This is a genomic window from Thalassococcus sp. (genome assembly GCF_982780845.1).
Genome location: NZ_CEYADA010000007.1, coordinates 201,331 through 225,236, shown reverse-complemented (window position 1 = coordinate 225,236; position 23,906 = coordinate 201,331). Strand labels below are relative to the sequence as shown.

The following is a 23,906-nucleotide window of genomic DNA, read 5'->3' as shown; positions in this document are numbered from 1 at the left end:
TCGATCTTGTTTTGGTGGAAGTCTAGCTCAGCCGTGCGCGTGGCGCATCTATCCAGAGGTCAGGCCACGAAAAGCGCCCTGTGTTCGCGCAAGTAGGGGACAATCACATCGCGAAATGCGGACACGCGCGACCCTGCCCAGACATCGGCATGGGCCACCAACCACAGGTCCGCGTAGGTCTGCGGCGGAACGCAGGGCACCTGAACCAAACCCTGCAATTTACGTCCTAAAAACATAGGCATACGCGCGACGCCCAGCCCTTCTTGCACGGCACCGCCTATGGCGATCATATCGTCGAAGCGATAGCACACCTTGGAATTCGGCCACCCTTCGCGCACGGTTTTTGGCAGATCCGAGTGCCCTGAAAACAGGATCCAATCAAGCGGCGCGTCGCAACCTTCCGCGATCCGGTCCGCCCATTCCTGAGTGGCAAAACTGGCCGAGTCCTGACCGGTCAGGCGCAACCCCTTCAGGCTGTCGCCGGGCGCGTTGCTGACACGGATAGCCACATCCGCTTCGCGCCGCGCCAGATCAAGGCGGTCATTGGTTGCCAGAACGTGAAGATCGATTAACGGGTACTTTTCGCGAAAGATGCGCAAGGCCGGTGCGATCACGTGCGCGATTAACAGTTGGGGCGCTGTGACGGTCAGTTTGCCGCTTAACCGCCCGTCTTGTGCCGATAACTGACGGAACAGGCTGTCCTGCGACACTTCCATTTCCGCGGCTTTCGCAGCGATCAATTGGGCAGCATCTGTCGGGCGATAGCCGTCAGCCAGACGTTCGAACAACACCTGCCCAAGCGCCTCTTCCAGTCTGGAAATACGTCGCGAAACGGTTGTGTATGTCACGCCCAAAGCATCAGCGGCCCCGCTGAGCGTTCCATGGCGAACCAGCGCCAATGCAGTTTTCAGATCATCCCAATGTGCGTCCATCTACACGTTTTCGCATAAGGCAAACGCAAAAGCACACATTTTCTCGCATCACTTGCCAAACTAGCTTGCGGTCACACACAAGTAGAGGACTTCCAATGATTTATGCATTTGTAGAATTAACCGTCACCAATCCGGACAGCTTTGCCAAATACGGTGAAAAGGCTGGCGAGGCATTGGCAAAATACGGGGCCAAACCGGCAGCGATGTCGACCGAACCGACCCTGTTAGAGGGTCCGGGCGATGCACCGGGGCGTGCCGTATTGCTGTCGTTTCCGGATCGCAAGGCCGCACTGGGCTGGATCAATGATCCGGAACTGGCCGACACCCACGCCTTGCGTCAGGCGTCAGGCCAATGCCGGATCACGTTGATCGGCTGAATTTGGGATCGTCCAGAGCCACCGCTCACAGCGATGCGTAAATCTGGGCGATCTTTTCGACGGCCTGTTCCGGCGGCAGCTCTTCGCTTTCGCCTGTGCGGCGCGAGGTCAATTCGACGACACCGTTTTTCAGACCGCGCGGGCCAACAGTAATGCGCCACGGCAGACCGATCAGGTCCATTGTCGCGAATTTACCACCGGCGCGTTCGTTACGGTCGTCGTACAGCGGCTCAAGACCAAGTGCTGTCAGCGATTTGTAAAGCGCATCACAGGCTGCGTCCGCTTCGGCATCGCCCTGCTTCAGGTTCACGATGCCACAGTGGAACGGCGTCACGCCTTCCGGCCAGATAATACCGTTTTCGTCATGGGACGCTTCAATGATCGCGCCCAACAGACGGGACACACCGATACCGTGCGAGCCCATGTGTACAGGCACTTTGTTGCCTTCGTTGTCCACCACGGTTGCATTCATGGCTTCGGAGTACTTGGTGCCGAAGTAGAAAATCTGGCCAACCTCGATACCACGCGCGGTGCGGCGACGTTCTTCGGGAACCTCGTTAAAGATCGCCTCGTCATGTGTTTCATCTGTGCGGGCATAGCGCGAGGTGAATTCCTCAAGCACCGCCCGACACTGTTCAACACTGTCGAAATCGATTTCACGGCTGCCGAACTTCAGATCGGTGATTTCGCTGTCATAGAAGACCTCGGATTCACCGGTTTCCGCCAGAACAAGGAATTCGTGCGTGTAGTCGCCGCCAATCGGGCCACCATCCGCACGCATCGGGATCGCCTGTAAGCCCATGCGCTCATACGTGCGCAGGTAGGTCACCAGATGGCGGTTGTAGGCGTGCAGCGCATCTTCCTTGGTCAGATCAAAGTTATACCCGTCCTTCATCAAGAATTCGCGGCCACGCATCACACCAAACCGCGGACGCACCTCGTCGCGGAACTTCCACTGGATGTGATAAAGCGTCAGCGGCAGGTCTTTGTAGCTGTTGACGTGGCTGCGGAAGATATCCGTGATCAGTTCTTCGTTGGTCGGGCCGTACAGCATGTCGCGATCATGACGATCTTTGATACGCAGCATTTCCTGACCGTAGTCATCATAGCGTCCGCTTTCGCGCCACAGATCAGCCGATTGCAACGTAGGCATCAGCATCGGGATATGCCCTGCTTTCACCTGCTCTTCATGAACGATCTTTTCGATGTTCTTCAGAACCTTGTAGCCCAATGGCAGCCACGAATAGATCCCCGCGGACGACTGTTTGATCATGCCCGCGCGCAGCATCAGACGGTGGCTTACGATCTGTGCTTCGGCGGGGTTCTCTTTCAGAACCGGAAGAAAATAGCGGCTAAGGCGCATGGTGGGCCTCCTGTGACTGGTGTTGCAAGCGTTCATGGGACAAGTCAGAGGTCTTGGCAAGAGACCGCGAATGGATTCATATTGTTGAAACGTATTCGTATGCCAAAGACCTATATTTCAAACGCGTCGCCCCCCTGAGCGGCGCAATTCGGGGATAGATCAATGATGAAGGCAGTATTCCGGCTGATCACACATGGTTTGACGCTGTTGATCGGATTTGCGCTTGGCCTTTACACGCTTCCGATTTTGACCCAGCCGCCTGCTCCTGCGCAGGACGTCCTGCAAAGCTCGGCTGAGAACGCGCGTTTTTCAGGCCGGTTCAGCCGCGATCTGAAAGGAAGCGACTTTCTGCATTGGGGCGAAGGCGCGATCCGCGTGACCGATACGCAAATTGTTCATGATGGCAAACTGGCACCCGGGCCGGATTACCGCCTGTATCTGATCCCCGAGCGCGCCGAGAACGAAGCGGAATTTCAGGCCATCAAAGGGGCATCGGCCATGATTGGACAGGTCGACAGCTTTAACGGATTTGCATTGAATATCCCCGCCGGCATCGCGACCGAAGATTACGTTGGTGTCCTGATCTGGTGCGGAGCATTTGAAGAGTTCATTACATCAGCCATTTACCGCCAGCCGTAACTTGCGCATGCGGCGTGGTTGGGCGATAAATCAAGAAACTTACAGGATTATTTCATGGCTCTGACAGTCCGCGAACAGCTGAAATATTGGGGGATCGCCGCGATCATATTCGCCGTGACCCTTTGGTATCTTGGCGACGTGCTTCTGCCGTTTCTTGTAGGCGCTGCGATTGCCTACTGTCTGGACCCGATTGCCGACCGGCTTGAAGCGATGGGCTTTTCCCGTGGGTTGGCCACGGGCATCATCACCATTGCCGCGCTTCTGATTTTCGTATTGCTGGCGCTGCTGGTGATCCCGACGCTGATCAAACAAACTGGCCAGTTGATCAACGTGGCGCCCGACCTGTTCCGCGATCTGCAAACATTCCTGTCGTTCCGTTTTCCCAACATCATGGCCGAAGACGGTGTTGTCCGCGAAACGCTGACCAGCATCGGCGACACGATCAAGGATCGCGGCGGCGAACTGGTGCAAACCGCGCTGACCTCGGCAGCGTCGCTTTTGAACATCATCCTGCTGTTTGTGATCGTGCCTGTTGTGGCCGTCTATCTGCTGGTCGATTGGGACAACATGGTTGAGCGCGTGGATGAACTTTTGCCGCGCGAACATGCCCCCGTGATCCGCCAACTGGCGCGTGAGATCGACAAAACCATGTCCGCATTCGTACGCGGTATGGGAACGGTCTGTCTGATCCTTGGCGTCTACTACGCTGTTGCGCTGATGCTGGTCGGGCTGCAGTTCGGCTTGGTCGTGGGTGTTATCGCCGGCATTCTGACGTTCATTCCCTATGTCGGCGCCATTGTCGGCGGCATCCTTGCCGTAGGTTTAGCCATGTTCCAGTTCTGGGGCGAATGGATCTGGATCATCGCGGTTTGGGCGATCTTCCAGTCCGGACAATTTATCGAAGGCAACTTCCTGACGCCCAAACTGGTGGGGGATAGCGTTGGGCTGCACCCTGTCTGGCTGCTGCTGGGCATGTCCGTTTTCGGCACCACCTTTGGCTTTGTCGGCCTTCTGGTTGCTGTTCCAATCGCAGCGGCTTTGGGTGTGATCGCACGCTTCCTTGTGCAGAAATACAAACACAGCCGTCTTTACACCGGCAAATCCCCTGACACCGAGACGGACTAATGAGCACACAACTCCGGCTTGACCTGCCCGTGCGTACCGCACTGGGCCGACGCGACTTTTTTGTCAGTGATGCCAATGCGCTGGCCGTGGCTCAAGTGGACCGTTGGCGGGATTGGCCATCGCGGAAAATGATCCTGACCGGTCCGGCGAAATCCGGCAAGACGCACCTGTGTCATGTCTGGAAAAACGAAGCACAGGCCGAGATCGTGCCTGCCGAGGCCCTGCCCCATCTGCCTATTCCTGCCTTGGCACAGACCTCTGTCTGCGTTGAAGATGTGGATCAGATCGCAGGCAACCGCGACGCGGAAGAAGCGCTATTTCATCTGCACAATATGGTCCTAAGCGAAGGCCATTCGCTGCTGCTGTCGGCCCAGAAGCCGCCGATGCATTGGGATTTGTGCATCCCCGATCTGAAAAGCCGCATGATGGGCACGGACGTGGCGCAGCTTGAAAAGCCGGATGATCAATTGCTGGCGGCCGTTTTGAACAAGCTGTTTACAGACCGCCAGATTGTGCCCATGCCCGACGTCATTCCCTATCTGGTTCGCTACATGGACCGCTCGTTCGATGCCGCAGATCGGATTGTCGAATTGCTGGACAGTGCAGCACTTGGCACGCCCCGCGGGGTCACACGCGCCCTTGCCAGCAAGGTGTTGAAGGGCCTAGAAATTAACGAAGAGCATCCCTAGCGCTTCGTCATAGAACCGTTACGGTGCATAAGGATAACGTGCTTATGTACAAAGCAGATTTTCTAGAAGCCCCGCGCCCGAAGCCGGTGAAACGTCCCGAACTGGACCTGACTGGTCCGGACCGTTTTCTGAACCGCGAACTCAGCTGGCTGAGTTTCAACTGGCGTGTTTTGGAAGAGGCCGAGAACCAGAAGGTGCCCCTGCTTGAGCGCGTGCGGTTCCTTTCTATTTCGGCGTCCAATCTTGACGAATTCTACAACGTCCGCGTGGCCGGTCTGCGCGAACTCGCAATGGCGGGCAACACCACGGCCGCCGCCGACGGGCTGACGCCTGCGCAGCAGTTGGTCAAGATCAACGAAAACGCGCGCGAATTGATGCAAAGCCAACAGCGCATCTTTGCGACTTTGAAAGAGGAAATGGCCCGCGAAGGCATTCAGATCCTGTCGCGCCACGACATCACTGATGCAGACCGCGCTTATTTGAAAGAGGCGTTTCTGGATCAGGTGTTTCCTGTTCTGTCCCCTTTGGCCATCGACCCTGCGCACCCCTTCCCGTTCATTGCGAACCTTGGATACTGCCTTGCCCTGCAACTGGAACGTGGAAAGAACAAGAAATCGCTGCAAGCGGTTCTGCCTATTCCCGCGCAGATCGACCGTTTTGTGAAACTACCCACCGAAGGCGACGGCCATCGTGTTCTGTTTCTTGAAGAACTGCTGTTGTTGCATATCGACAGCCTGTTCCCAGGCTATCAGGTCAAAGACCACTTCTCATTCCGGGTCCTGCGTGACAGCGACCTTGAAGTCGAAGAAGAAGCCGAAGATCTGGTGCGCGAATTCGAGGTCGCACTCAAACGCCGTCGCCGTGGTGAGGTCGTGCGTCTTACGGTGTCTGCCGGTGCGCCCGAGGCGCTGAAAGCCATCGTCATGGACGAACTTGGCGTGCGCGACGATGAGGTGATCGAGCTGGATGGCATGATCGGCATCGTCGACACCAAAGAACTGGTGCTGGACGAACGCCCTGACCTGCTGTGGCCCACATTCACGCCGCGCGTTCCTGAACGGGTGCAGGATCATGACGGCGATATGTTTGCCGCGATCCGCCAGAAAGACATGCTGCTGCACCACCCCTACGAGACATTCGATATGGTGGTCCGCTTCCTGAAGCAGGCGGCCGTCGACCCCAACGTGGTTGCGATCAAGAACATGCTTTATCGCACCTCGCGCAATTCCCCGATTGTCGAGGCGCTGTGTGAGGCCGCAGAGGAAGGCAAATCGGTCACTGCACTGGTCGAGTTGAAGGCGCGGTTTGATGAGGCTGCGAACATCCGCCAGTCGCGTCGTCTGGAACGCTCTGGTGCACATGTGGTCTACGGGTTTGTTGATTGGAAAACCCACGCCAAGATCGCAACGGTTGTCCGCCGCGAGGGCGACAAGCTCGTGACCTATTCCCACTTCGGCACCGGCAACTACCATCCGATTACGGCCAAAATTTACACCGACCTTAGCTTTTTCACATGCGACGCCCAGTTGGGCCGCGACGGGTCCAAGCTATTCAACTACATCTCGGGCTATGCGTTGCCGGAAGGGTTGGAAAACCTGTCGCTGTCACCGCACACATTGAAACCCAAACTGCTGGACATGATCCGTGCCGAGGCAGAGCACGCCCGCGCAGGGCGCCCTGCACAGATCTGGGCCAAACTGAATTCCTTGATCGAACCGGATATGATCGACGCGCTTTATGAAGCCAGCCAGGCCGGCGTTCAGATTGATCTGGTCATTCGTGGCATCTGCGGAATTCGACCGGGCGTCAAAGGCTTGTCCGAAAACATTCGTGTAAAGTCCATCGTGGGCCGCTTCCTTGAACACAGCCGGATCGCTTGTTTTGGTAACGGCCACGGCCTGCCACACAACAAGGCCAAAGTGTTCATTTCCTCGGCAGACTGGATGGGACGCAACCTGAACCGTCGCGTGGAAACGCTGATCGAGATTAAGAATGACACGGTCAAGGCGCAGATCGTCAGCCAGATCATGGCCGCAAACCTTGCCGATGTGGCCCAAAGCTGGGTGATGGATGCCGACGGAAAGTTCACCCGCGATCCAATCCCCGAGGGCGAATTCGCGTTCAGTTGCCATAGGTTCTTTATGGAAAACCCGTCCCTATCCGGACGCGGATCGGCGGGGGCTGCCGATGTTCCTAAACTGACGCACACACATGACGCATAAGCATGGGTCACTTGCTTGACCTATGGGGATGACTGGTTCACACCGGTATACAGACGTCGTCACGCCGGAGCACTTTATGGCACATGACACCTCCCCCGAAGCCCATGACTATGGCCCCTTCGGGCGTCCCTTGTTCGAAGACCCCAAAGTACGTGCCCTGTCGCGTGTGGGAGTAGTGGACATCGGATCGAACTCGGTTCGTTTGGTGGTGTTTGATGGCGCGGCACGATCGCCTGCGTATTTCTACAATGAAAAAATCATGTGCGGCCTTGGCGCGGGCATGTCCGAAAGCGGGCGCTTGAACCCGGAAGGACGCAAGCGTGCCCTGTCGGCGATGAAACGGTTCCACAAACTGGCCGAAAGCATGGGCGCGGCGCCGCTGACAGCTGTCGCCACTGCGGCCGTGCGCGAGGCCACCGATGGACCCGCTTTCTGCGATGACGTTCTGAAAGCCACAGGCATCAAAATCTGGGTCATCGACGGCGAAGAAGAAGCCCGCCTGTCGGCTCAGGGTGTTCTGCTGGGATGGCCCGGTTGCTATGGCATGATCTGTGACATCGGCGGATCGTCGATGGAGCTGGCCGAACTGGCCGATGGTAAGGTCGGCAAATGCCGGACGTCGGCGCTTGGCCCGCTGAAGCTGAAAGATATCCAGGGCGGTAAAAAGGCCCGCGAGGCCTATATCAAAGAGGTCGTCCAAGGCCTTGCCCAAGAACTGGGTGAACAACGCGACCGCCTTTTCCTTGTGGGCGGCAGCTGGCGCGCAATCGCCCGCATTGATATGGAACGGCGCGGCTATCCGCTGCACGTTCTGCATGAATACCGCATGTCGAAAAAGCAGGTGCGCGAAACCCTGAAGTTTATCGCGAATTCCGATCTGGAAGAACTCCGCACCAAATGCGGTATATCCTCGACGCGTATGGCGCTTGTTCCTTTGGCCGCTGAAGTTCTGAAGCGTTTGATCCAGACGTTCCAACCCGAAGACATCGCGCTGTCCAGCTATGGTATCCGTGAAGGTCTTCTGTACGAACAAATGCCCGACATGCTGCGCGAACGTGATCCGCTGATCGAGGCGGCGCGGTTCGCAGAAGCCAAAGACGCGCGCATGCCCGGATTTGGCAAAAACCTGTATGATTTTGTGCGCCCGCTGTTTGCGAAATCAGACATCACCATCCTGCGGTTGGTCAAAGCCGCGTGCCTGATGCATGACGTCAGCTGGCGCGCCCATCCTGACTATCGGGCCGACATATGTTTCGACAACGCGACCCGCGCGAACCTTGGTGGATTAAAGCACCGCGAACGTCTGTTCCTTGGGCTAGCGTTGCTTCATCGATATAAGAACAAACGCGACAACACCCGCTTTGACGAGCTTCTTCAACTGATTGACGAACAGGGGGTGCGTCAGGCTGAAATCCTTGGCAAAGCCATGCGGTTCGGTGCCATGCTCTGGATGTCCGAAGACATGACCAAAGGCGCGTCGCTTGTCTGGCAGCCGCGTAAAAGGCATTTGCTTCTGAATCTCAGCAAAGACGCGGAAGCGCTATTTGGTGAGGTGGCCGAGGCGCGGTTCAAATCGTTGGCGAGTGCGTTGGAAGCAACCTACGACGTCAAGATCACCTAAAGCTCGATCTCGCCATCCTTGAGCGGTTTTGGCGCATCCGGTTTGCGGCGGATAATGATATCGCCGTTCGGAAGCATCTCCGGCGCTTCATAGACGGACCAGTCTTCGACCTCGTCCAGAATGGCCCCCAGTCGCGGCCCCATTTCCAGCATGAAGTTGTGAACGGCGGGGCCCGCGTCATCCATGAACTTCTCAAGCTCTTCCAGCGCGGGATCGATTTCCGAAATCATCCCGCGAAAAAACAATTCCATACCCCGCTCCATCAACGAAAAACCGTCGTTCTCTTCTTCGGCGGCAACCGGAGACGAGAGGCTAAAAGCGATCAGAAGGGCTGTGGCTGTCTGTTTCATGACAGGAATATAGGTAGAACAACGCCATTCCCAAAGGGTCAAAGTTGCAAATCGACCGATACGGGGAAATGGTCAGACGCGGTTAAGAGGGCGTCGCGCAGCACTTCATCATAATAGCAATCGGTGTCATCAAACGGATGCCAGATACGCCAGTCTTGTGCTTTGGCCCTCAGGTTCGGGCTAACCAGAATGTAATCCAGTAAGGCCGACAGATACCGTTTCTGCGGAGCGATAAAAAAACGCGCGGTCGACGGGCGGGCGTTTACCGGCGATTGCAGAATTTGCGCGGCGTGTGGATCATAAAGTTCGGTCACACCGTTGCCTTGGATAATTTCCAGCGAAGACCGCCCGAACAGTTCCTCGAACTCATCAAGTCCCGGACCATCGTTCAAATCACCAAGCGCAATCACATCCTGCCCTGTAGCCAACAGGCTTTCGATCCTGCGCCGTAGCCAGATTGCCTGCGCCAATTGTTTGCGACGGTTGGCAATGGACATGCGCATCACCTCATCGCGGCCGCGGGCCCCGTGTGGAGCCTTTGACTTCATATGGATGCCCAGCATGTAGAATTCAGCCCCGGACACGTGCCGCACCGACAATTCCAAAGGCGGTTTTGAAAAGGTCACCTCGTCCTTGGTTGCGTCGATATCCAGATCGATCCCAAAGGTCTGGTCAAAGCGCGGCGCGTCTTCGCTTTCTTGTGGGGCGTGCACGGGCGTCACAACGTCCGGGTTAAAAAGCAGTGCAATTTCCTGCTGGGTGCTGTTCGGGAACCCCGTAATCGCCGACGTCGCCCGCAGCCCATACCGGTCCGCGAAATTCACCAAGGCCTTTTCCGTAGACCGACGCCGGTTCGTATCCGGTGCTTCGATAATCATGATCGCGTCAGCATCCAACCGTTGGAACACTAAACCCAACGCGTCCAGCTGTTCACGCCGCGTTATATTGCGCCGCGCGCTCCATTCCTGATCTTCCAGCAGATTGCCATCATCGTCGAAAAGCGCATCAAACCATTCGACGTTATAGGTGACCAACCGCATGTTTCATTCCTTAGGCCGCGTGGCGGGATGAGATTTCTTCCCACGCATTATTGATCGCGATCAGGCGCTTTTCCGACATCTTGATCGCCTCTTCCGGAACGCCCCGGGCGATCATCTGGTCAGGGTGGCTTTCTACTACCAACCGCCGCCATTTCTGTTTGATCTCGTCAATCGGTGTGTCCGGTGTGACACCCAGCACATTGAAGGGATCAGGTTTCGCGTCTGGCACGAAACGACAGCGCAAACCCGCGAACTGGCGTTCGGTCAGATCGAAAATCTCTGCGACGCGTTCAAGGAAACTGTCCTCGTTCGGATGATAGGTGCCGTCCGCCATCGCGATGTGAAACAGCCCCTCCATCAAGTCGATCAGCACGCTTTGATCCGTCTGGAACATGGCGCGGATGCGTTTGGCGTATTCTTCGAAGCCTGCCACGTCCTGACGGGCAAGGTTGAACACCCGTGCGGCACCGGCCTCATCCTCGGGCGCGATGTGGAACACCTCGCGGAAGGCCATGACTTCGGATCGCGTCACAAGGCCGTCCGCCTTGGCCATCTTTGCGGAAAGGGCAATCACCGCGATCGTAAAGGCCACCGACTTTTCAGGCGGGGTTTTCAGGCGTTCGAACACCTGAGAGAGCCCTTCGCCTTTGGCAAGCGCGGACAAGGCATCGGATATGCGAGACCAGATCGACATGCCCATTCTTTACGCCATCAGCCCACGGTTGTCAGTCGGAAGTCACAAGAATTTCTGCATCAGCACAAGATCCATCCAGCGGTCGAATTTGAACCCGACCTCGGGAAGGATGGCGACGTGCTCAAAGCCGATCGCCCTGTGAAACGCGACACCTGCCGGATTTTCTTCGCTGATTCCGGCCCAGAGGGAATGGATGCCTTGCGCTTTGGCATGCGCGCACAAAACGTCCATCAGCGCCCTGCCCGCGCCGCGACCCGAGAAAGCGGGATCAAGCTGGATGGTGTGTTCTTTGGTGCGTGCATAGCCAACGCCCCCCCGAAACGCGCCATAAGTGGCAAAACCGCCGATGGTGTCACCGTCTGAGGCAACCCAGAAGGCGCCGGATTTGGATTCGATATCGGCAGCAACATCTTGGTCGGTTTTTTCTTGCGAATTGAACGTAACGGCTGTGTGCCTGATGTAATGGTTCCAGATCGCAGCAATTGCAGGTGCATCGTCCGAGGTGGCCACACGGATAATCAGGTCAGTTGGCATTTAAAGGGTCCGTTAAAATCCGCGCAAAGGTGCGGAGTGTCTCCGGTTTCGAACCGGATGCGATCATCATTCAGGTACGGCGCAAGAATGCTTTGCAGCTTTGATGCCTCTGGATGCGTGATGGTTAGAGTGGTCAGTGCCCACTCTTGTCCCGCAAGCGAGACACCCGGCAACACCGGCGTCTGCCATTCAATCAGTGCTGGGAAAAGTCCGTCGAAAGGAAGAAAGCCGTCAGTTGGAACAAGCATGCGCCATTTCAGATCTCCGCGCTCTACATCAACGATGCGCGGCTCGACTGGTAACTGCGCGACGGCGGCTTCGATATCGGCCACCCGACACACCCATTTATCAAGACGCGGCGGACCGCTGAAGTGATCCAGACCGAACCAGCGCGCATCTTGAGGCGGCGGGGCATCGGGATCTGTCGCGATGGCCTCAAGATAGAGGTCATCGCAAAGCCCGATCAGGCGATTGTGGGTGCCAAAGCGAGCATGCCGCCCGCCTGCGCCCATCGTGCAATCAAACACACCTTCGACATGCTCGACCGCCGATTGCAGATCGGCACCAAGAACAGCGAGGTGATCCAGAACCAGCATTACCGCGCCTTGAACAAACCGCCCAAGATGCCACGGACAATGCGGCGACCTGTGGTGCCTTTGAGTTCCTTCACAACGACCTTGGCAATAGCCGCGCCAAAACCTTCCTCTTCCTTCTTGCGGGTCTTCCGCACGGGTTCCGAGGTCGAGCGTCCAACGCGTGTACCGCTGTAACGGCGGCCCGCGTTATATTCGCGTTCAGCAGCAGCCATTTCCTGTTCGCGTTTTTCTAGCGCCTCTGCCTCTGCAGCCGCCTTTTCCGCGCGACCTTTCAGCATTTCATAGGCGGATTCACGATCCACGGTGTCTTTGTATTTCAGCCCCAAATCAGATGCGGACATGATCGCCGCGCGTTCCGCGGCACCAATCGGCCCAAGCTGCGAAGACGGCGGACGGATCAATGTACGCTCGACAATGCCCGGCACACCCTTTTTCTGAAGCATGGATGTAACCGCCTCGCCGACGCCAACCTCACGAATGGCCTCTTCCGTATCGAAGCGCGGGTTCTCGCGGTAGGTTTCCGCCGCCATACGCAGCGCCTTCTTATCACGTGCTGTAAAGGCACGCAGAGCATGCTGTACACGGTTGCCCAGCTGTCCAAGAATATCTTCAGGCACGTCGTCAGGGTTCTGCGTGATGAAATAGACACCGACACCTTTGGAACGGATCAGGCGGGCGACCTGCTCAACCTTATCGACTAGAGCCTTAGGCGCGTCGTCGAACAACAGATGCGCTTCGTCAAAGAAGAAGACCAGCTTGGGTTTGTCCGGGTCGCCGACTTCGGGCAGTTCTTCGAACAGTTCCGACAGCAGCCACAACAGAAAGGTCGCATAAAGGCGCGGCGATCCCATCAGCTTGTCAGCGGCAAGGATGTTCACCTGACCACGACCATCGGCCCCCACTCGCATTATATCGCTCAGATCAAGCGCGGGTTCGCCAAAGAACTGTGTGCCCCCTTGGTTTTCCAGAACCAGCAGACGTCGCTGGATCGCGCCCACCGACTGGACCGAGATATTGCCGTATCGCAGGGACAATTCCTGACGGTTTTCACCGACCCAGACCAGAAGCGACTGCAAATCGCGCAGGTCCAGAAGCGGCAGGCCTTCTTCATCGGCTACGCGGAACGCGATGTTCAGGATACCTTCCTGTGCCTCGGACAGCTCCATCAGCCGTGAAATCAGCAAAGGCCCCATTTCGGCAACTGTCGTGCGAACGGGATGCCCCTGTTCACCGAACAAATCCCAGAACGTGACCGGAAATGAATCGTAGCCGAAATCGTCAAACCCGATCTTGGTGGCGCGCTCCATAAACGGCGTGTGCAGCTTGTGGGTTTCTGTGCCAGCCTTGGCCAGACCGGACAGATCGCCTTTGACGTCGGACATGAAAACCGGCACGCCGGATGCCGAAAATCCTTCGGCCAGAATTTGCAGGGTGACGGTCTTACCGGTACCTGTCGCGCCTGCAATCAAACCATGCCGGTTTGCGTATTTCAGGTTCAGCCATTGCTTTTCGCCGTAGCCTTCACCACCGCCACCAACAAAAATTCCGTCGTCCATAACATGCCCCCACTTCGGTACCGTGCGGACGACACCATACTAAGTTAACCAATTGTCGCTAGGGTGAAATTGACCTGAACCACATGTCCTCTTCTGGTTTGGGTCACTTCCTCCCTGTCGGACTGACCGTGCCTTTCAAAAGGTACGGTCTTTTTTTGTGCAAACGTCAATAAAACTACCGAGTACCTATTATTTGACTGTTGACCGGTCTGTTTTCGCGGCGTAGCGTCAGGTCCATAAAAGGTCGGCCAGTCCGACGGGGAGAAAAAATTGAGAAGGGACCCTTTTGGGTTCCTTTTCTTTTTTCTTCATTCTTTCCAAGACTTGGCCTACACAAAATCGGCAAAACACCGCCGTCAGGTGGATATTCCCCCCCTGACACCCACGTACAGTCATGTTAAGCGCATTACGTTTAAATTTTCGCTCGGAGGAGCTTTTATGAAACCGTCACTGATCTCCCTGTCGCTGATTGCCCTTATGGCAGGCTCGCCTTCCTTTGCACAGGAAGCCGCTGCTCCCGCAGACGCGACAGAGACAGAACAACCCGCAGCAACCGAAGCACCGGCCGACGCGCCGGCGCAGGCAGCTGAAGAAGGTAGCGACAGTGTTCTGGATACAGGCGAAGCCGTCACACCGGAAAATTCCAGCTACGTGAAAGAAACCATTGGCGATTGGACGATCCAGTGTCTGTCCACCCCCAATGGCGAAGATCCCTGCCAGCTGTATCAGGTTCTGAAGGGCGCTGATGGCGGTGCCGTTGCAGAGGTTAGCCTGTTCCAAGTCAGCAATCAGGGTCAGGCCGTGGCCGGTGCGAACTTTATCGTTCCGCTGGAAACACTTCTGACACAGAAAATCACCGTGCAAGTCGATGGCGGCCAAGCCAAGCGCTATGATTTTGCCTTCTGCGCGCAGATGGGTTGCGTCGCGCGTGTCGGCTTCTTGCCGCAGGACATTGCATCGTTCAAAGCAGGCAACGTGGCGAACGTCACAATCGTTCCTGCTGCCGCACCGGATCAGAAAGTGACCGTACCGATGTCGCTGACCGGCTTTACGGCGGCGTATGACTCGCTGAATAAGTAAGCACTGCTTACACCGAAAATGAAAACGCCGGGGCTGTCCCCGGCGTTTTCATTTCAAACCATCCAGAACCGCCAAAGCAGCCCGTTCACCGGGCGGTGGGCCACCCTGCCCCAGACGTTCCATCGTGACGGCCATTGCCTTGGTCTGGCGTGACGGATCATCCAGAACCGACAAAACAGCCGGGGCGATCAGATTGGCCTGACAGTCTTTTCCGATAAATTCCGGTATCTCGCGCGTGTCTGACACCAGACTGACCAGATTGACCGTATCCACCAACAACATCCTGCCGATGATCTGCCGCGACAGCCACGGCATATCATAGGCGATCACCATCGGTGTCTGCGCTGCTGCAAGCTCTAATGCCACCGTGCCCGACGCGGCCAATGCAACATCTGCAGCCCCAAAGGCCGCACGTTTGGTCGTCGCAAACTTTTCTGCATCAACACCGCGAGGATCAAGAACGGTTACGTTCACAGGCCAGTTCTGAACAGCCTCTTCCACCAGATCTGCCACATTGCCAGCAGCGGGAAGGACAAACCGAATGTCCGGGCGGCTTTCCGCAATCCGGCCCAAAGTTTCACCGAACGTACCGGCCAATCGCCCGATTTCAGATCGACGCGATCCGGGCAAGACCAAGACAACGGGCGCATCGCCGAACCCGTGCGCAGTTTTGAAGGCCGCAATCTCTTCTTCTGTTGCCACTTGCTCGGTCACCACAGGATGCCCGACAAAGTCGCACCGCATGCCTGCCGCTTCCATATAGGGCGGCTCGAACGGAAACAGCGCCAGAACCTGATCCACATGCCGCGCCATTTTCTGCGCACGTTTGGGGCGCCACGCCCACACGGTTGGTGCCACGTAATGGACGACACGAATGTCGCTTTCAGCTTTGACCAGCTCGGCGACACGCAGGCAGAATTCGGGTAGATCAATGGTCACCAGAACATCTGGCTTTTCCGCAATAATCGTATTCGCCGTCTCGCGAATACGGCGTTTCAAATTACGATATTCCCTTAGGATAGCGCCGATGCCCATGATCGCGATTTCGGACATAGGGAAAAGACTATTCAGGCCCTCGGCGATCATGCCTTCGCCTCCAACCCCCTGAAAATCGACAGGTTCTTGGGTTGTGGACTTCAGTCCGCGCATCAAGGCCGCGCCAAGTTTGTCGCCAGACGGTTCCCCCGCAATGACAAATACCTTCATGCCGCCCCCTTTTCGCGCACCCAAAGGAACAGGCCGTTCTGATCCAGTGTTTCGATCACCTTGTCCTGATCCAGCACGATAACACCGCCCGCCTCAATCACCAGCCCGCGCAGCCCCATCTGAACCGCACGTTTCGCCGTGTCCAAACCGATTGTCGGTAAATCCACGCGCCGGTCCTGTTGTGGCTTGGGCGCTTTATAGAACACAGCACCAAGGGCCGCGTCTGCGTCCATCGCCATCATGGCGTCTGTTCCGCTGTCGACCTCGCGCTGCACAACTTTGCCGTCACGGATCAGACACGCCTGTCCCAGATCCTTGCGGCCCATTTCCCGAATTTCCTGATCACCAGCCGCAACATCGCCAATGGTTTGCGGATCGGGCTGTGTTTTGGTCAGGATACCTGCCTTCGGCAAAAGCCCTGGCGCCAAATCATGAGCGGCGCGCACCGTGATACCGCGGCTTTCAAAAACCTCGATAACCGCGCGCAACGCACCATCATCCCCAAGCTTCAGCGCACTTAGCAGGATCGGCACCAAAGGCACCGTCCAAATGTCCATGCGGGTGATTGCAAAACTTGGTCGGTCGATGCCACCGCAAAGGCAGACCTGCGTTACAGCCTGCGCCTTCAAAAATCGCAGCAGACCGCCAAGCTTTTCGATGGGAAAGCTGTAGTCGACAACCAGATCATTTGGCGCAAATCCATCGACTGCGCAGACCAAGGGCCGAACACTTTGCGCCAATGCAACTGCCTTTGGCAAATCTCCGCGTCCGGCGATCAGGGCAAGCACAGCTTAGCCCGGTGTCAGGAAGTGACGATCGGTTTCGGCCAGAACGAAATCGGTGATTTCCTTGACATAGTCCGACGTTGTTTCATCCGAAAGGCGCTTGGCCCGCTCTTGAAACGCCCCTTCGCCCTGCGCCAACATCTGGAAGGCCGCCCGCAGTGCAGTGATGTCAGACCGGCTGACGCCGCGCCGTTTCAGACCGACCAGGTTCAATCCATCCAGCTTACCCCGTTGCGCCTGAACAAGGCCATAGGGGATCACATCATTGGTCACCATGGTTACCGCGCCAATGATCGCGCCACGACCGATGCGAACAAACTGATGTACGCCACACAGGCCGCCGACGATGACATCGTCTTCGATAATGCAGTGACCAGCCACAGCGCTGTTGTTCACCAGAATGACGTTGTTGCCGATAATGCAGTCATGCGCAACATGGCAACCGGCCATAAACAGACCGTCATCACCGACCTTCGTAAGACCACCGCCGCCAGCTGTTCCAGCGTTCATCGTGACGTGTTCACGGATGCGGTTACGCTTGCCAACGACCAGTTTGGTCTTTTCGCCGCCGAACTTTTTGTCCTGCGGAATTTCACCGATCACAGCGAAAGAGTGGATCAGTGTGTCTTCACCGATCACCGTATCGCCAGTGACGACCACGTGGCTTTTCAGAGTGACGCCTTTTTCAAGCACCACTTCGGGGCCGATGTGGCAAAACGGGCCGACGGTACATCCGTCAGCAATCTGCGCACCCTCTTCGATGACCGCGCTTGGATGAATGACAGCGGCGCTCACGCGGGCATATCCATCATGGCGGTGAACTCGGCCTCAGCGGCCATTTCGCCATCAACTTCAGCCACGCCTTTGAACTTCCAGACCTTGCCGCCGGGCTTACCGCGCACTGTCGTCAGGCGCATTTTCAGCTGATCACCCGGTACGACCTTGCGGCGGAATTTGCAGCCGTCGATCGCCATGAAATAGATCAGCATGTTCTTGTCCATCAGTTCCAGACCGACGCCAACCATCACACCTGCAGTCTGAGCCATCGCCTCGACAATGGTCACACCCGGCATGATCGGCGCACCAGGAAAGTGACCCTGAAAATGCGGTTCGTTCATGGTCACGTTCTTGATGCCCACAGCAGACTGCGTGCCATCGATTTCCTCAACACGGTCCACCAGCAAGAACGGATAACGGTGCGGCAGAATACGCGTGATCATATCGATATCTGCAGTTTTCAATGTATCAGTCATGGACGATCCTTTGGTGTTCTTTGGCAAACTGCCTAGCAACGTCGCGCCCTCTGGGCAAGTCGCAGGCCCTACTCGGCTGGTTTATCGGGAATATCCGAACCATCGCCAAGTGTTTCGTTGATCCGGTCAATCGCAACGTCAGTGATATCGACGGCATCCAGCGAAATAATGGTGCTACGACGTTCAACGATAATCGCCGCATTGGCCTGCTGCATGATCTGCAGCAAAACCGGTTGTGCGACCTGTAGAAAAGTCTGACGGGTTTCTTCCGACTTAGCGCCGAGCGCCCTTGCCTTTGCATTCTGCTGCTGACGTAAATTCTGGACCTTTTCATCAAAGGCTTCAGCAAGCTTGCTGAATTCAGCCGGATCGGTTGTTGCCCGAAGATCGGTCAACTTGCTTTCTTCAGCTATCAACTCCGCCTCGATCTTGCGGTTTTCCGCGGAAAGCTCGATGCCTTCGGCTTCGATTTCAGAGGCGATACGGATGCCGTAATCGCTTTCCTCGAACATCCTGTCGGATTCCAAAGTCAGGATCACGCTACGAGGTAACGCAACTGTCCCCTGATCCAGCACTTGAGCAACGACGGGGGACCCCGCCGTTGCCACGGACACCAGGACAGATGCCACAAGTTGCCGAAATCCAATCATTAGAAGCTGGTCGATACCGTCAGTTCGAAGGCCTGATCGCGGTCAAACTCTTCTTTTTTCAAAGCTTCGGAGAAGTTGAAACGCAGCGGGCCAAGAGGTGTGGTCCAGAACAGCGACACACCGACAACATGGCGGTACGATCCCTCATCATAGAGAACGTCACCGTTTGTTTCATCCAAGCCCCAGAGGTTGCCGACGTCATAGAAGACACCGCCGGACACGCCGTATTCTTCCGGAAGGCCCAGAGGGAACTCCGCCTCAAGCGATGCAACCGCATAGTAGTTGCCACCAAGTGCGTCGTTCACATCGTTGGCTTCGTTGTATTCGCGCGGGCCGACACCACCGGTTTCAAAACCACGCAGTTTGGAGGAGCCAAGGAAGAAACGGTCCGTCACGCGACTTTGCCCTTGGGAGTAGTGCAATGCGCCGGCTTCAAATGTGGCGCGCAATGTCACTTCGTCCGAGAACGCAAGACGCTGCGCAACAGCACGTGCGGTGGTTTTGACAAACTTCGTGTCCCCGCCCAAGCCACCGAAATCCTGGCTGAACGACACAAGGAAACCATTGTCGGGATCAAGCCCGTTCCGACGTGTATCATAGCTGAAGGTGTAGCCAACAGAGCTATCAAGCACACGTTCTTCTGTCGCTTCTGCCGTGATGATTTGACCGACTGTGGAGTCTTCTGGAACTGTCAATTCGGTCGAACCGAAGCTGTAGCGAACTCGCAAACGGCCATTGTCAGAAATCGGGAACCCGAGAAAAGGCGTAAAGTTGCCAATTGTAGTATTGTAGCGAGCGTTGTCCTGATCTGTCTCTTTGTAGTTCAGGTTCAAACCGAACGCCAAGTCCCGTCCAAGCAGACCTGGCTCAAGGAAGTTCAAGAAATACTGACGGTTATTCTGTGTCGTATTCAGCCCGAGGTTCAGGCGCTGTCCACGACCAAGGAAATTCCGCTCGGAGAATGACAGTGCCAGACCAAAACCCTGGTTCGTCGAATATGCGCCACCAAAACTGATCGAGCCTGTGGGCGCTTCTTCAACGTCCACGTCGACAATCACCTGCTGAGGTGTCGAGCCTTCACGTGCTTCGACATCGGCAGTCGCGAAAAAACCGAGCGCGCGGATGCGTTCTGCGGCTTCGCGGATTTCGCGCGGATTGAAGGGATCGCCTTCTACAGTGTTGAACTGACGACGTACAACGCGATCAAGCGTGGTTGTGTTGCCTTCGATGTCGATGCGTTCAACGAAAATGCGCGGACCACGTGTCAGAACGTATTCAACATCCAGCGTCAGATCGCGGTCATTGCGCGTCACACGCGGTTCGACCCGGATAAAGTCCAAACCTTCGCGCAGTGCTTTGCGTTCAAGACGTGCGATGTCGCGGTCAACCGCCGAAGGGTTATAGGTCTTGCCCGGACGTGTTGCGATGGCTTCTTCGAACACTTCCGGATCAACCGTCGCCAAGTCGGACGACACGGTCAATTGGCCGAACTGGAACTGCTGCCCCTCTTCCACATTGAACGTCACGAAATATCCGTCACGTTCTTGGCTGAGTTCTGCGTTCACACTGGTGATACGGAAATCGACATACCCACGGGACGCATAGAAATCCTGCAGCAGCTGACGGTCGAACTGAACGCGGTCTTCGATAAAGGTATCGCGCGTCACAAAGGCGCGCAGAAGGCCGGCTTGTTTTGTTCCCAGAACGCGGCGCAGACGACGGTCCGAATACTGCTGGTTACCAACGAAAGAGATGCGCTCAACTTCGGCGACACCACCTTCGAAAACCTCAAAGATCAGATCGACGCGGTTGTCGCTGCGGCGGATGATACGCGGCTGAACGCGTGCAGCGATACGGCCCTGCTGTACGTAGGCCTGCACGATGGCGTTAGCATCTTCTTCGGCTTGCGACGGATTGAAGACGCGACGGGACTGGGATTTCAGGATCGGCTTCAGATCGTCGTCTTTGATCCGGTTGTTGCCCTCGATGGCGACAAGGTTGATCGTCGGGTATTCAACGACCTTGATGACCAGAGTGCTGCCTTGCGGAACAAGCTCGACGCTTTCGAACAGGCCAGATGCCTGCAAGCGCTGGAACGCTTCGTTCAATTCACCTGCCGAGATCGACTGACCTCGGGCGATTCCGGCGTAAGACAGGACAGTTCCCGCCTCGATCCGCTGACTGCCTTCGATGGATACGTTGTTAAAGACGTATGTCTGGGCCGCTGCGGTTGTCGGCAACGCCGCAAAACCTGTTAGAATACAAAGGGAAAGCGCAGCCACCCCTGATTTCAGCCCCGGTTTAAAACGCTTAATTCCAACACGTCGCGCAGTCGTATAATCGGACATCCCGCCAATCCTTCAAACATCCCTTGGAAAGTGAGTATCGGGATTGTTCAGGCTTGTCAAAAGTCAGAATGCCTAGGATTTTTCGGGCGGAAAATTGCCGCTATCGGGTCACATCGACCCGATGAATGCACCAAAGGACAGCGCGAGCAGAATTGTCGCAACATACAGGATTCGGTCCCAGTTCAGGCTCCAAATCAGGCTCAGGCCTTTGTAACCGCTGTGAATCGCTTCCATTTCAACACCATACCTATCGTTCGATAGGACTTTGGTAACTAATGATTGAGGCGATATTTTGACGTTTGCCCCAAAATCAGGGGCAAAACAGATCGTTTGTAAGCCCGAGCACCATCACGCTGAGCACGACGAAAAGGCCAATCGACATCAAAATACGCAATGCGCGGTCGCTTGGCGGTTTGCCGGTTACCGCTTCATACGCATGGAAGCACAGGTGCCCCCCATCCAGAACGGGGATCGGGAACAGGTTCAAAAGACCGACTGCCGTCGAAAGAACCGCAATGAACCAGATAAAGCTTTGTGTGCCCTGGCTTGCCATCGCACCCGACGTTTCCGCGATTCCGATGGGACCGGACAAGTTACAGGTCGAAATCGCACCAGTGATCATGTGCCAGAGGCCGGACAACGATCCTGTGATGATGCGGCCTGTTTGGGATATGCCATTCGAGAGCGCGTCCAGCGGGCTTTGCGCCTCGGTCGCAGGGTCAAAGAACATGCCGCCCGCGATACCGATGCGATACACGGTTTTAAACGTGTTGTCCGCCTGCGGTTCGTCCGTACGACGGGGTTCAAGCGTGACATCCACGATGTCCCCACCCCGCCAAAGTTGCAGTTCCAGCGGCGCGCCTTCGGACCCCTCGACGGTCTCGCGCAATTGCTCAAAGGCAAAGATCGGATCACCGTTGATCGACAGGATCACATCTTCGGGCTCAATGCCTGCATCATTCGCAGCAGAGCGCGGGATCACCTGTGTCACCAGCGGAGGATAAATATAAGGGCCTTCAACAACCAGTTCAGAGCCGTCACGCTCGACCGTATAATCAAGCGTCGGCTCTTCCGGCAGGTTGTTCAGGAACGTATCGAAGCCCTCAGCGTCGTCAAAGCTGGGTGTTTCCATGCCCGCGATTTCAAGGATCACGTCACCGGCTTGCAGTTCCTGCATATCCGGCAAAGGCCGCAACTCGCCCACGGTGATCGGTTCTGACACAACGCCGCGCGACATGAAAATCAGGGTAAAGACGATGATCGACAGGGCAAAGTTGAACACTGGCCCAGCCGCCACAGTCGCCGAACGGGCCCAAAGCGGCGCGCCGTTCATGGTTGCGCGGCGTTCCTGTTCAGACAAAGTGCTGTAGGTGCCTTCATCCTTACCGCCCGAGGCGTTGGCATCGCCCTTGAACTTGACGTAGCCACCCAATGGGAATGCCGCGATCTGCCAGCGCGTACCGCGTTTGTCGACGCGCGAATAGAGGATAGGACCGAAACCAAGGGAAAACACATCTGCATGGATGCCCGACCAGCGCCCTACGATATAATGGCCGTATTCATGGATCGCGACGATCACGGAAAGAGCCACAACAAAAGCGATAATCGTGTAAATGAAGCCACCGAATTGGGGCAACAGCGATACAATATCCAAACCAAACGTCCCTATAGTTTTGCTATGATCTCATCGGCGCGTGTACGTGCCAGATGGTCAGAGTCGAGGATGTTATCAAGGGTAAACTCGGCATCAATATGGCCGGTCGTTGACGAAAGCTGTTCAAGAACGCGCTCGACAACCACCGCCATATCAAGAAATCCGATGCGTTTATCAATGAACGCGTCCAGCGCACGTTCCTTGGCCGCATTAAAGATCGCGCCCGCCATGCCGCCCGTTTCCATCACTTCGCGCGCAAGGCGCAGCGCAGGCCAGCGGGTTTCATCTGCGGGTCGGAAGGTCAGCTGGGCAATCTGCGCCAGATCAAGCCGTTCCACGGGCAACATGCGACGATCAGGGTAATGCAATGCAAAGCCGATAGCATGGCGCATATCCGGCGGCCCCACATGCGCCATAAGCGCACCATCGTTGAAGCCAACCAACGCATGGATCATGGATTCAGGATGAACCAAGGTTTCGATCTGACTGGGCAAAAAGTCGAAAAACTCTTTGGTTTCAATCAGCTCTAACGCCTTATTGAACATAGAGGCCGAGTCGATTGTAATGCGCTGCCCCATATCCCAGTTGGGATGCGTGGCTGCCTGTTCCGGCGTGGCCGTCGCCAGCTTCTCAAGTGGCCAGTCGCGGAATGCCCCGCCAGACGCGGTGATAATCACTCGCTCGACTGCGCTGATATCCTCGCCGATCAGGGCCTGAAACACGGCGGAATGTTCGCTATCCACCGGTAGAACTGATCCGCCATTTGTCTTGGCGGTCGCCATCACCAACGGCCCCGCGCAAACCATGCTTTCTTTGTTTGCCAGCGCCAAGGTCGCGCCACCTTCCAGCGCCTTCAGCCCTGGTGCAAGACCAGCCGCGCCAACGATGGCCGACATCACCCATTCTGCCGGACGATCAGCAGCTTCGATCAAGGCCGCCTGCCCTGCAGCGGCCTGAATTCCTGTCCCTGCCAGTGCGGCCTGCAAATCAGGCAGGCAATCGTCAAAGGCTGTGACGGCGACTTCGGCCCCCAGATCAATCGCATCGCCCGCAAGCTGCGCGATATTCCGGCCTCCGGATAGGGCCACAACATCATAGGCCTCGCGATCACGCTGGATCAGATCGATGGTGTTCTGACCGATAGATCCCGTGGCGCCAAAGATGGACACTTTGCGCGGATTCGTCATTGCAA

At 56.4% G+C, this 23,906-nt stretch carries 24 protein-coding genes; 7 read left to right on the top strand and 17 right to left on the bottom strand.

The annotated features are described in order from the left end of the window. Positions 1 to 59: 59 nt before the first annotated feature. Positions 60 to 932: a LysR family transcriptional regulator gene (locus AC4FIA_RS10310; protein WP_490365772.1), complete on the bottom strand. Its 873-nt coding sequence runs from the start codon at positions 930 to 932 to the stop codon at positions 60 to 62. A gap of 95 nt (positions 933 to 1,027) precedes the next feature. Between AC4FIA_RS10310 and AC4FIA_RS10305 the strand changes: the two genes are divergently transcribed. Beyond that, positions 1,028 to 1,309, top strand: coding sequence for a DUF1330 domain-containing protein (locus AC4FIA_RS10305; protein ID WP_490365771.1), 282 nt, complete (start codon positions 1,028 to 1,030; stop codon positions 1,307 to 1,309). Positions 1,310 to 1,334: 25 nt separating this feature from the next. Here AC4FIA_RS10305 and proS read toward each other — a convergent pair whose 3' ends face one another. Further along, on the bottom strand, positions 1,335 to 2,672 hold the full coding sequence (proS, locus tag AC4FIA_RS10300; RefSeq protein WP_490365770.1) for a proline--tRNA ligase: 1,338 nt from the start codon (positions 2,670 to 2,672) through the stop codon (positions 1,335 to 1,337). 162 nt (positions 2,673 to 2,834) lie between these two features. Here proS and AC4FIA_RS10295 point away from each other — a divergent pair, with 162 nt between their 5' ends. The 5 genes from AC4FIA_RS10295 (at position 2,835) to AC4FIA_RS10275 (ending at position 8,968) form a co-directional block, all read left to right on the top strand. Then, complete coding sequence (locus tag AC4FIA_RS10295) at positions 2,835 to 3,311, top strand: DM13 domain-containing protein (RefSeq protein WP_490365769.1); 477 nt, start codon at positions 2,835 to 2,837, stop codon at positions 3,309 to 3,311. 54 nt (positions 3,312 to 3,365) lie between these two features. Continuing rightward, positions 3,366 to 4,436 (top strand): AI-2E family transporter, encoded by a 1,071-nt coding sequence (locus AC4FIA_RS10290; protein ID WP_490365768.1) that lies wholly within the window; start codon positions 3,366 to 3,368, stop codon positions 4,434 to 4,436. Further along, positions 4,436 to 5,125 (top strand): P-loop NTPase family protein, encoded by a 690-nt coding sequence (locus AC4FIA_RS10285; protein ID WP_490365767.1) that lies wholly within the window; start codon positions 4,436 to 4,438, stop codon positions 5,123 to 5,125. Before AC4FIA_RS10290 ends, AC4FIA_RS10285 begins: the two co-directional genes overlap by 1 nt. Positions 5,126 to 5,169: 44 nt before the next feature. Further along, complete coding sequence (locus AC4FIA_RS10280; protein ID WP_490365766.1) at positions 5,170 to 7,347, top strand: RNA degradosome polyphosphate kinase; 2,178 nt, start codon at positions 5,170 to 5,172, stop codon at positions 7,345 to 7,347. 76 nt (positions 7,348 to 7,423) lie between these two features. After that, positions 7,424 to 8,968 (top strand): Ppx/GppA family phosphatase, encoded by a 1,545-nt coding sequence (locus AC4FIA_RS10275; RefSeq protein WP_490365765.1) that lies wholly within the window; start codon positions 7,424 to 7,426, stop codon positions 8,966 to 8,968. Here the strand turns inward: AC4FIA_RS10275 and AC4FIA_RS10270 are convergent. From AC4FIA_RS10270 to AC4FIA_RS10245, 6 genes are read right to left on the bottom strand one after another with little or no spacing between them, the layout of a single operon-like run. After that, positions 8,965 to 9,318: a hypothetical protein gene (locus AC4FIA_RS10270; protein ID WP_490365764.1), complete on the bottom strand. Its 354-nt coding sequence runs from the start codon at positions 9,316 to 9,318 to the stop codon at positions 8,965 to 8,967. The two genes, AC4FIA_RS10275 and AC4FIA_RS10270, sit on opposite strands and share 4 nt — an antisense overlap. 38 nt (positions 9,319 to 9,356) lie before the next feature. Continuing rightward, positions 9,357 to 10,358, bottom strand: a complete 1,002-nt coding sequence (locus tag AC4FIA_RS10265; protein WP_490365763.1) for an endonuclease/exonuclease/phosphatase family protein — start codon at positions 10,356 to 10,358, stop codon at positions 9,357 to 9,359. A 10-nt stretch (positions 10,359 to 10,368) separates the two neighbouring features. Then, the gene (locus AC4FIA_RS10260; protein ID WP_103909598.1) at positions 10,369 to 11,052 is read right to left on the bottom strand and encodes a molecular chaperone DjiA; all 684 of its coding nucleotides are present in this window, start codon (positions 11,050 to 11,052) and stop codon (positions 10,369 to 10,371) included. A gap of 42 nt (positions 11,053 to 11,094) precedes the next feature. After that, positions 11,095 to 11,586 (bottom strand): GNAT family N-acetyltransferase, encoded by a 492-nt coding sequence (locus AC4FIA_RS10255; RefSeq protein ID WP_490365762.1) that lies wholly within the window; start codon positions 11,584 to 11,586, stop codon positions 11,095 to 11,097. After that, positions 11,571 to 12,182, bottom strand: coding sequence for a VOC family protein (locus AC4FIA_RS10250; protein WP_490365761.1), 612 nt, complete (start codon positions 12,180 to 12,182; stop codon positions 11,571 to 11,573). Before AC4FIA_RS10250 ends, AC4FIA_RS10255 begins: the two co-directional genes overlap by 16 nt. Next, the gene (locus tag AC4FIA_RS10245) at positions 12,182 to 13,738 is read right to left on the bottom strand and encodes a helicase HerA-like domain-containing protein (RefSeq protein WP_490365760.1); all 1,557 of its coding nucleotides are present in this window, start codon (positions 13,736 to 13,738) and stop codon (positions 12,182 to 12,184) included. Before AC4FIA_RS10245 ends, AC4FIA_RS10250 begins: the two co-directional genes overlap by 1 nt. Before the next feature lie 438 nt (positions 13,739 to 14,176). Here AC4FIA_RS10245 and AC4FIA_RS10240 point away from each other — a divergent pair, with 438 nt between their 5' ends. Beyond that, complete coding sequence (locus tag AC4FIA_RS10240; protein WP_488047792.1) at positions 14,177 to 14,818, top strand: invasion associated locus B family protein; 642 nt, start codon at positions 14,177 to 14,179, stop codon at positions 14,816 to 14,818. A 48-nt stretch (positions 14,819 to 14,866) separates the two neighbouring features. Here AC4FIA_RS10240 and lpxB read toward each other — a convergent pair whose 3' ends face one another. The 9 genes from lpxB to dxr all read right to left on the bottom strand — a co-directional run bounded on the left by lpxB (position 14,867) and on the right by dxr (position 23,901). Next, positions 14,867 to 16,024 carry a lipid-A-disaccharide synthase gene (gene lpxB / locus AC4FIA_RS10235; protein WP_490365759.1) on the bottom strand — a complete coding sequence of 386 codons (1,158 nt, stop codon included), beginning with the start codon at positions 16,022 to 16,024 and terminating at the stop codon, positions 14,867 to 14,869. Continuing rightward, a complete protein-coding gene (locus tag AC4FIA_RS10230; RefSeq protein WP_490365758.1) occupies positions 16,021 to 16,812 on the bottom strand; it encodes an LpxI family protein in 792 nt (263 codons plus the stop codon). The genes lpxB and AC4FIA_RS10230 overlap by 4 nt, the downstream gene beginning before the upstream one ends. A 3-nt stretch (positions 16,813 to 16,815) precedes the next feature. Further along, complete coding sequence (gene lpxA, locus AC4FIA_RS10225) at positions 16,816 to 17,604, bottom strand: acyl-ACP--UDP-N-acetylglucosamine O-acyltransferase (protein ID WP_103909593.1); 789 nt, start codon at positions 17,602 to 17,604, stop codon at positions 16,816 to 16,818. Next, on the bottom strand, positions 17,601 to 18,062 hold the full coding sequence (fabZ, locus tag AC4FIA_RS10220) for a 3-hydroxyacyl-ACP dehydratase FabZ (protein ID WP_490365757.1): 462 nt from the start codon (positions 18,060 to 18,062) through the stop codon (positions 17,601 to 17,603). Before fabZ ends, lpxA begins: the two co-directional genes overlap by 4 nt. Before the next feature lie 68 nt (positions 18,063 to 18,130). Then, complete coding sequence (locus tag AC4FIA_RS10215) at positions 18,131 to 18,691, bottom strand: OmpH/Skp family outer membrane protein (protein ID WP_490365756.1); 561 nt, start codon at positions 18,689 to 18,691, stop codon at positions 18,131 to 18,133. Between the two features lie 20 nt (positions 18,692 to 18,711). Then, the gene (gene bamA / locus AC4FIA_RS10210; RefSeq protein WP_490365755.1) at positions 18,712 to 21,060 is read right to left on the bottom strand and encodes an outer membrane protein assembly factor BamA; all 2,349 of its coding nucleotides are present in this window, start codon (positions 21,058 to 21,060) and stop codon (positions 18,712 to 18,714) included. A gap of 108 nt (positions 21,061 to 21,168) precedes the next feature. Next, positions 21,169 to 21,294, bottom strand: coding sequence for a hypothetical protein (locus AC4FIA_RS10205; protein WP_268810620.1), 126 nt, complete (start codon positions 21,292 to 21,294; stop codon positions 21,169 to 21,171). Between the two features lie 76 nt (positions 21,295 to 21,370). Next, positions 21,371 to 22,714 carry an RIP metalloprotease RseP gene (gene rseP, locus AC4FIA_RS10200; protein ID WP_490365754.1) on the bottom strand — a complete coding sequence of 448 codons (1,344 nt, stop codon included), beginning with the start codon at positions 22,712 to 22,714 and terminating at the stop codon, positions 21,371 to 21,373. An 11-nt stretch (positions 22,715 to 22,725) separates the two neighbouring features. Beyond that, positions 22,726 to 23,901 carry a 1-deoxy-D-xylulose-5-phosphate reductoisomerase gene (dxr, locus tag AC4FIA_RS10195; RefSeq protein ID WP_490365753.1) on the bottom strand — a complete coding sequence of 392 codons (1,176 nt, stop codon included), beginning with the start codon at positions 23,899 to 23,901 and terminating at the stop codon, positions 22,726 to 22,728. Positions 23,902 to 23,906: the final 5 nt, after the last annotated feature.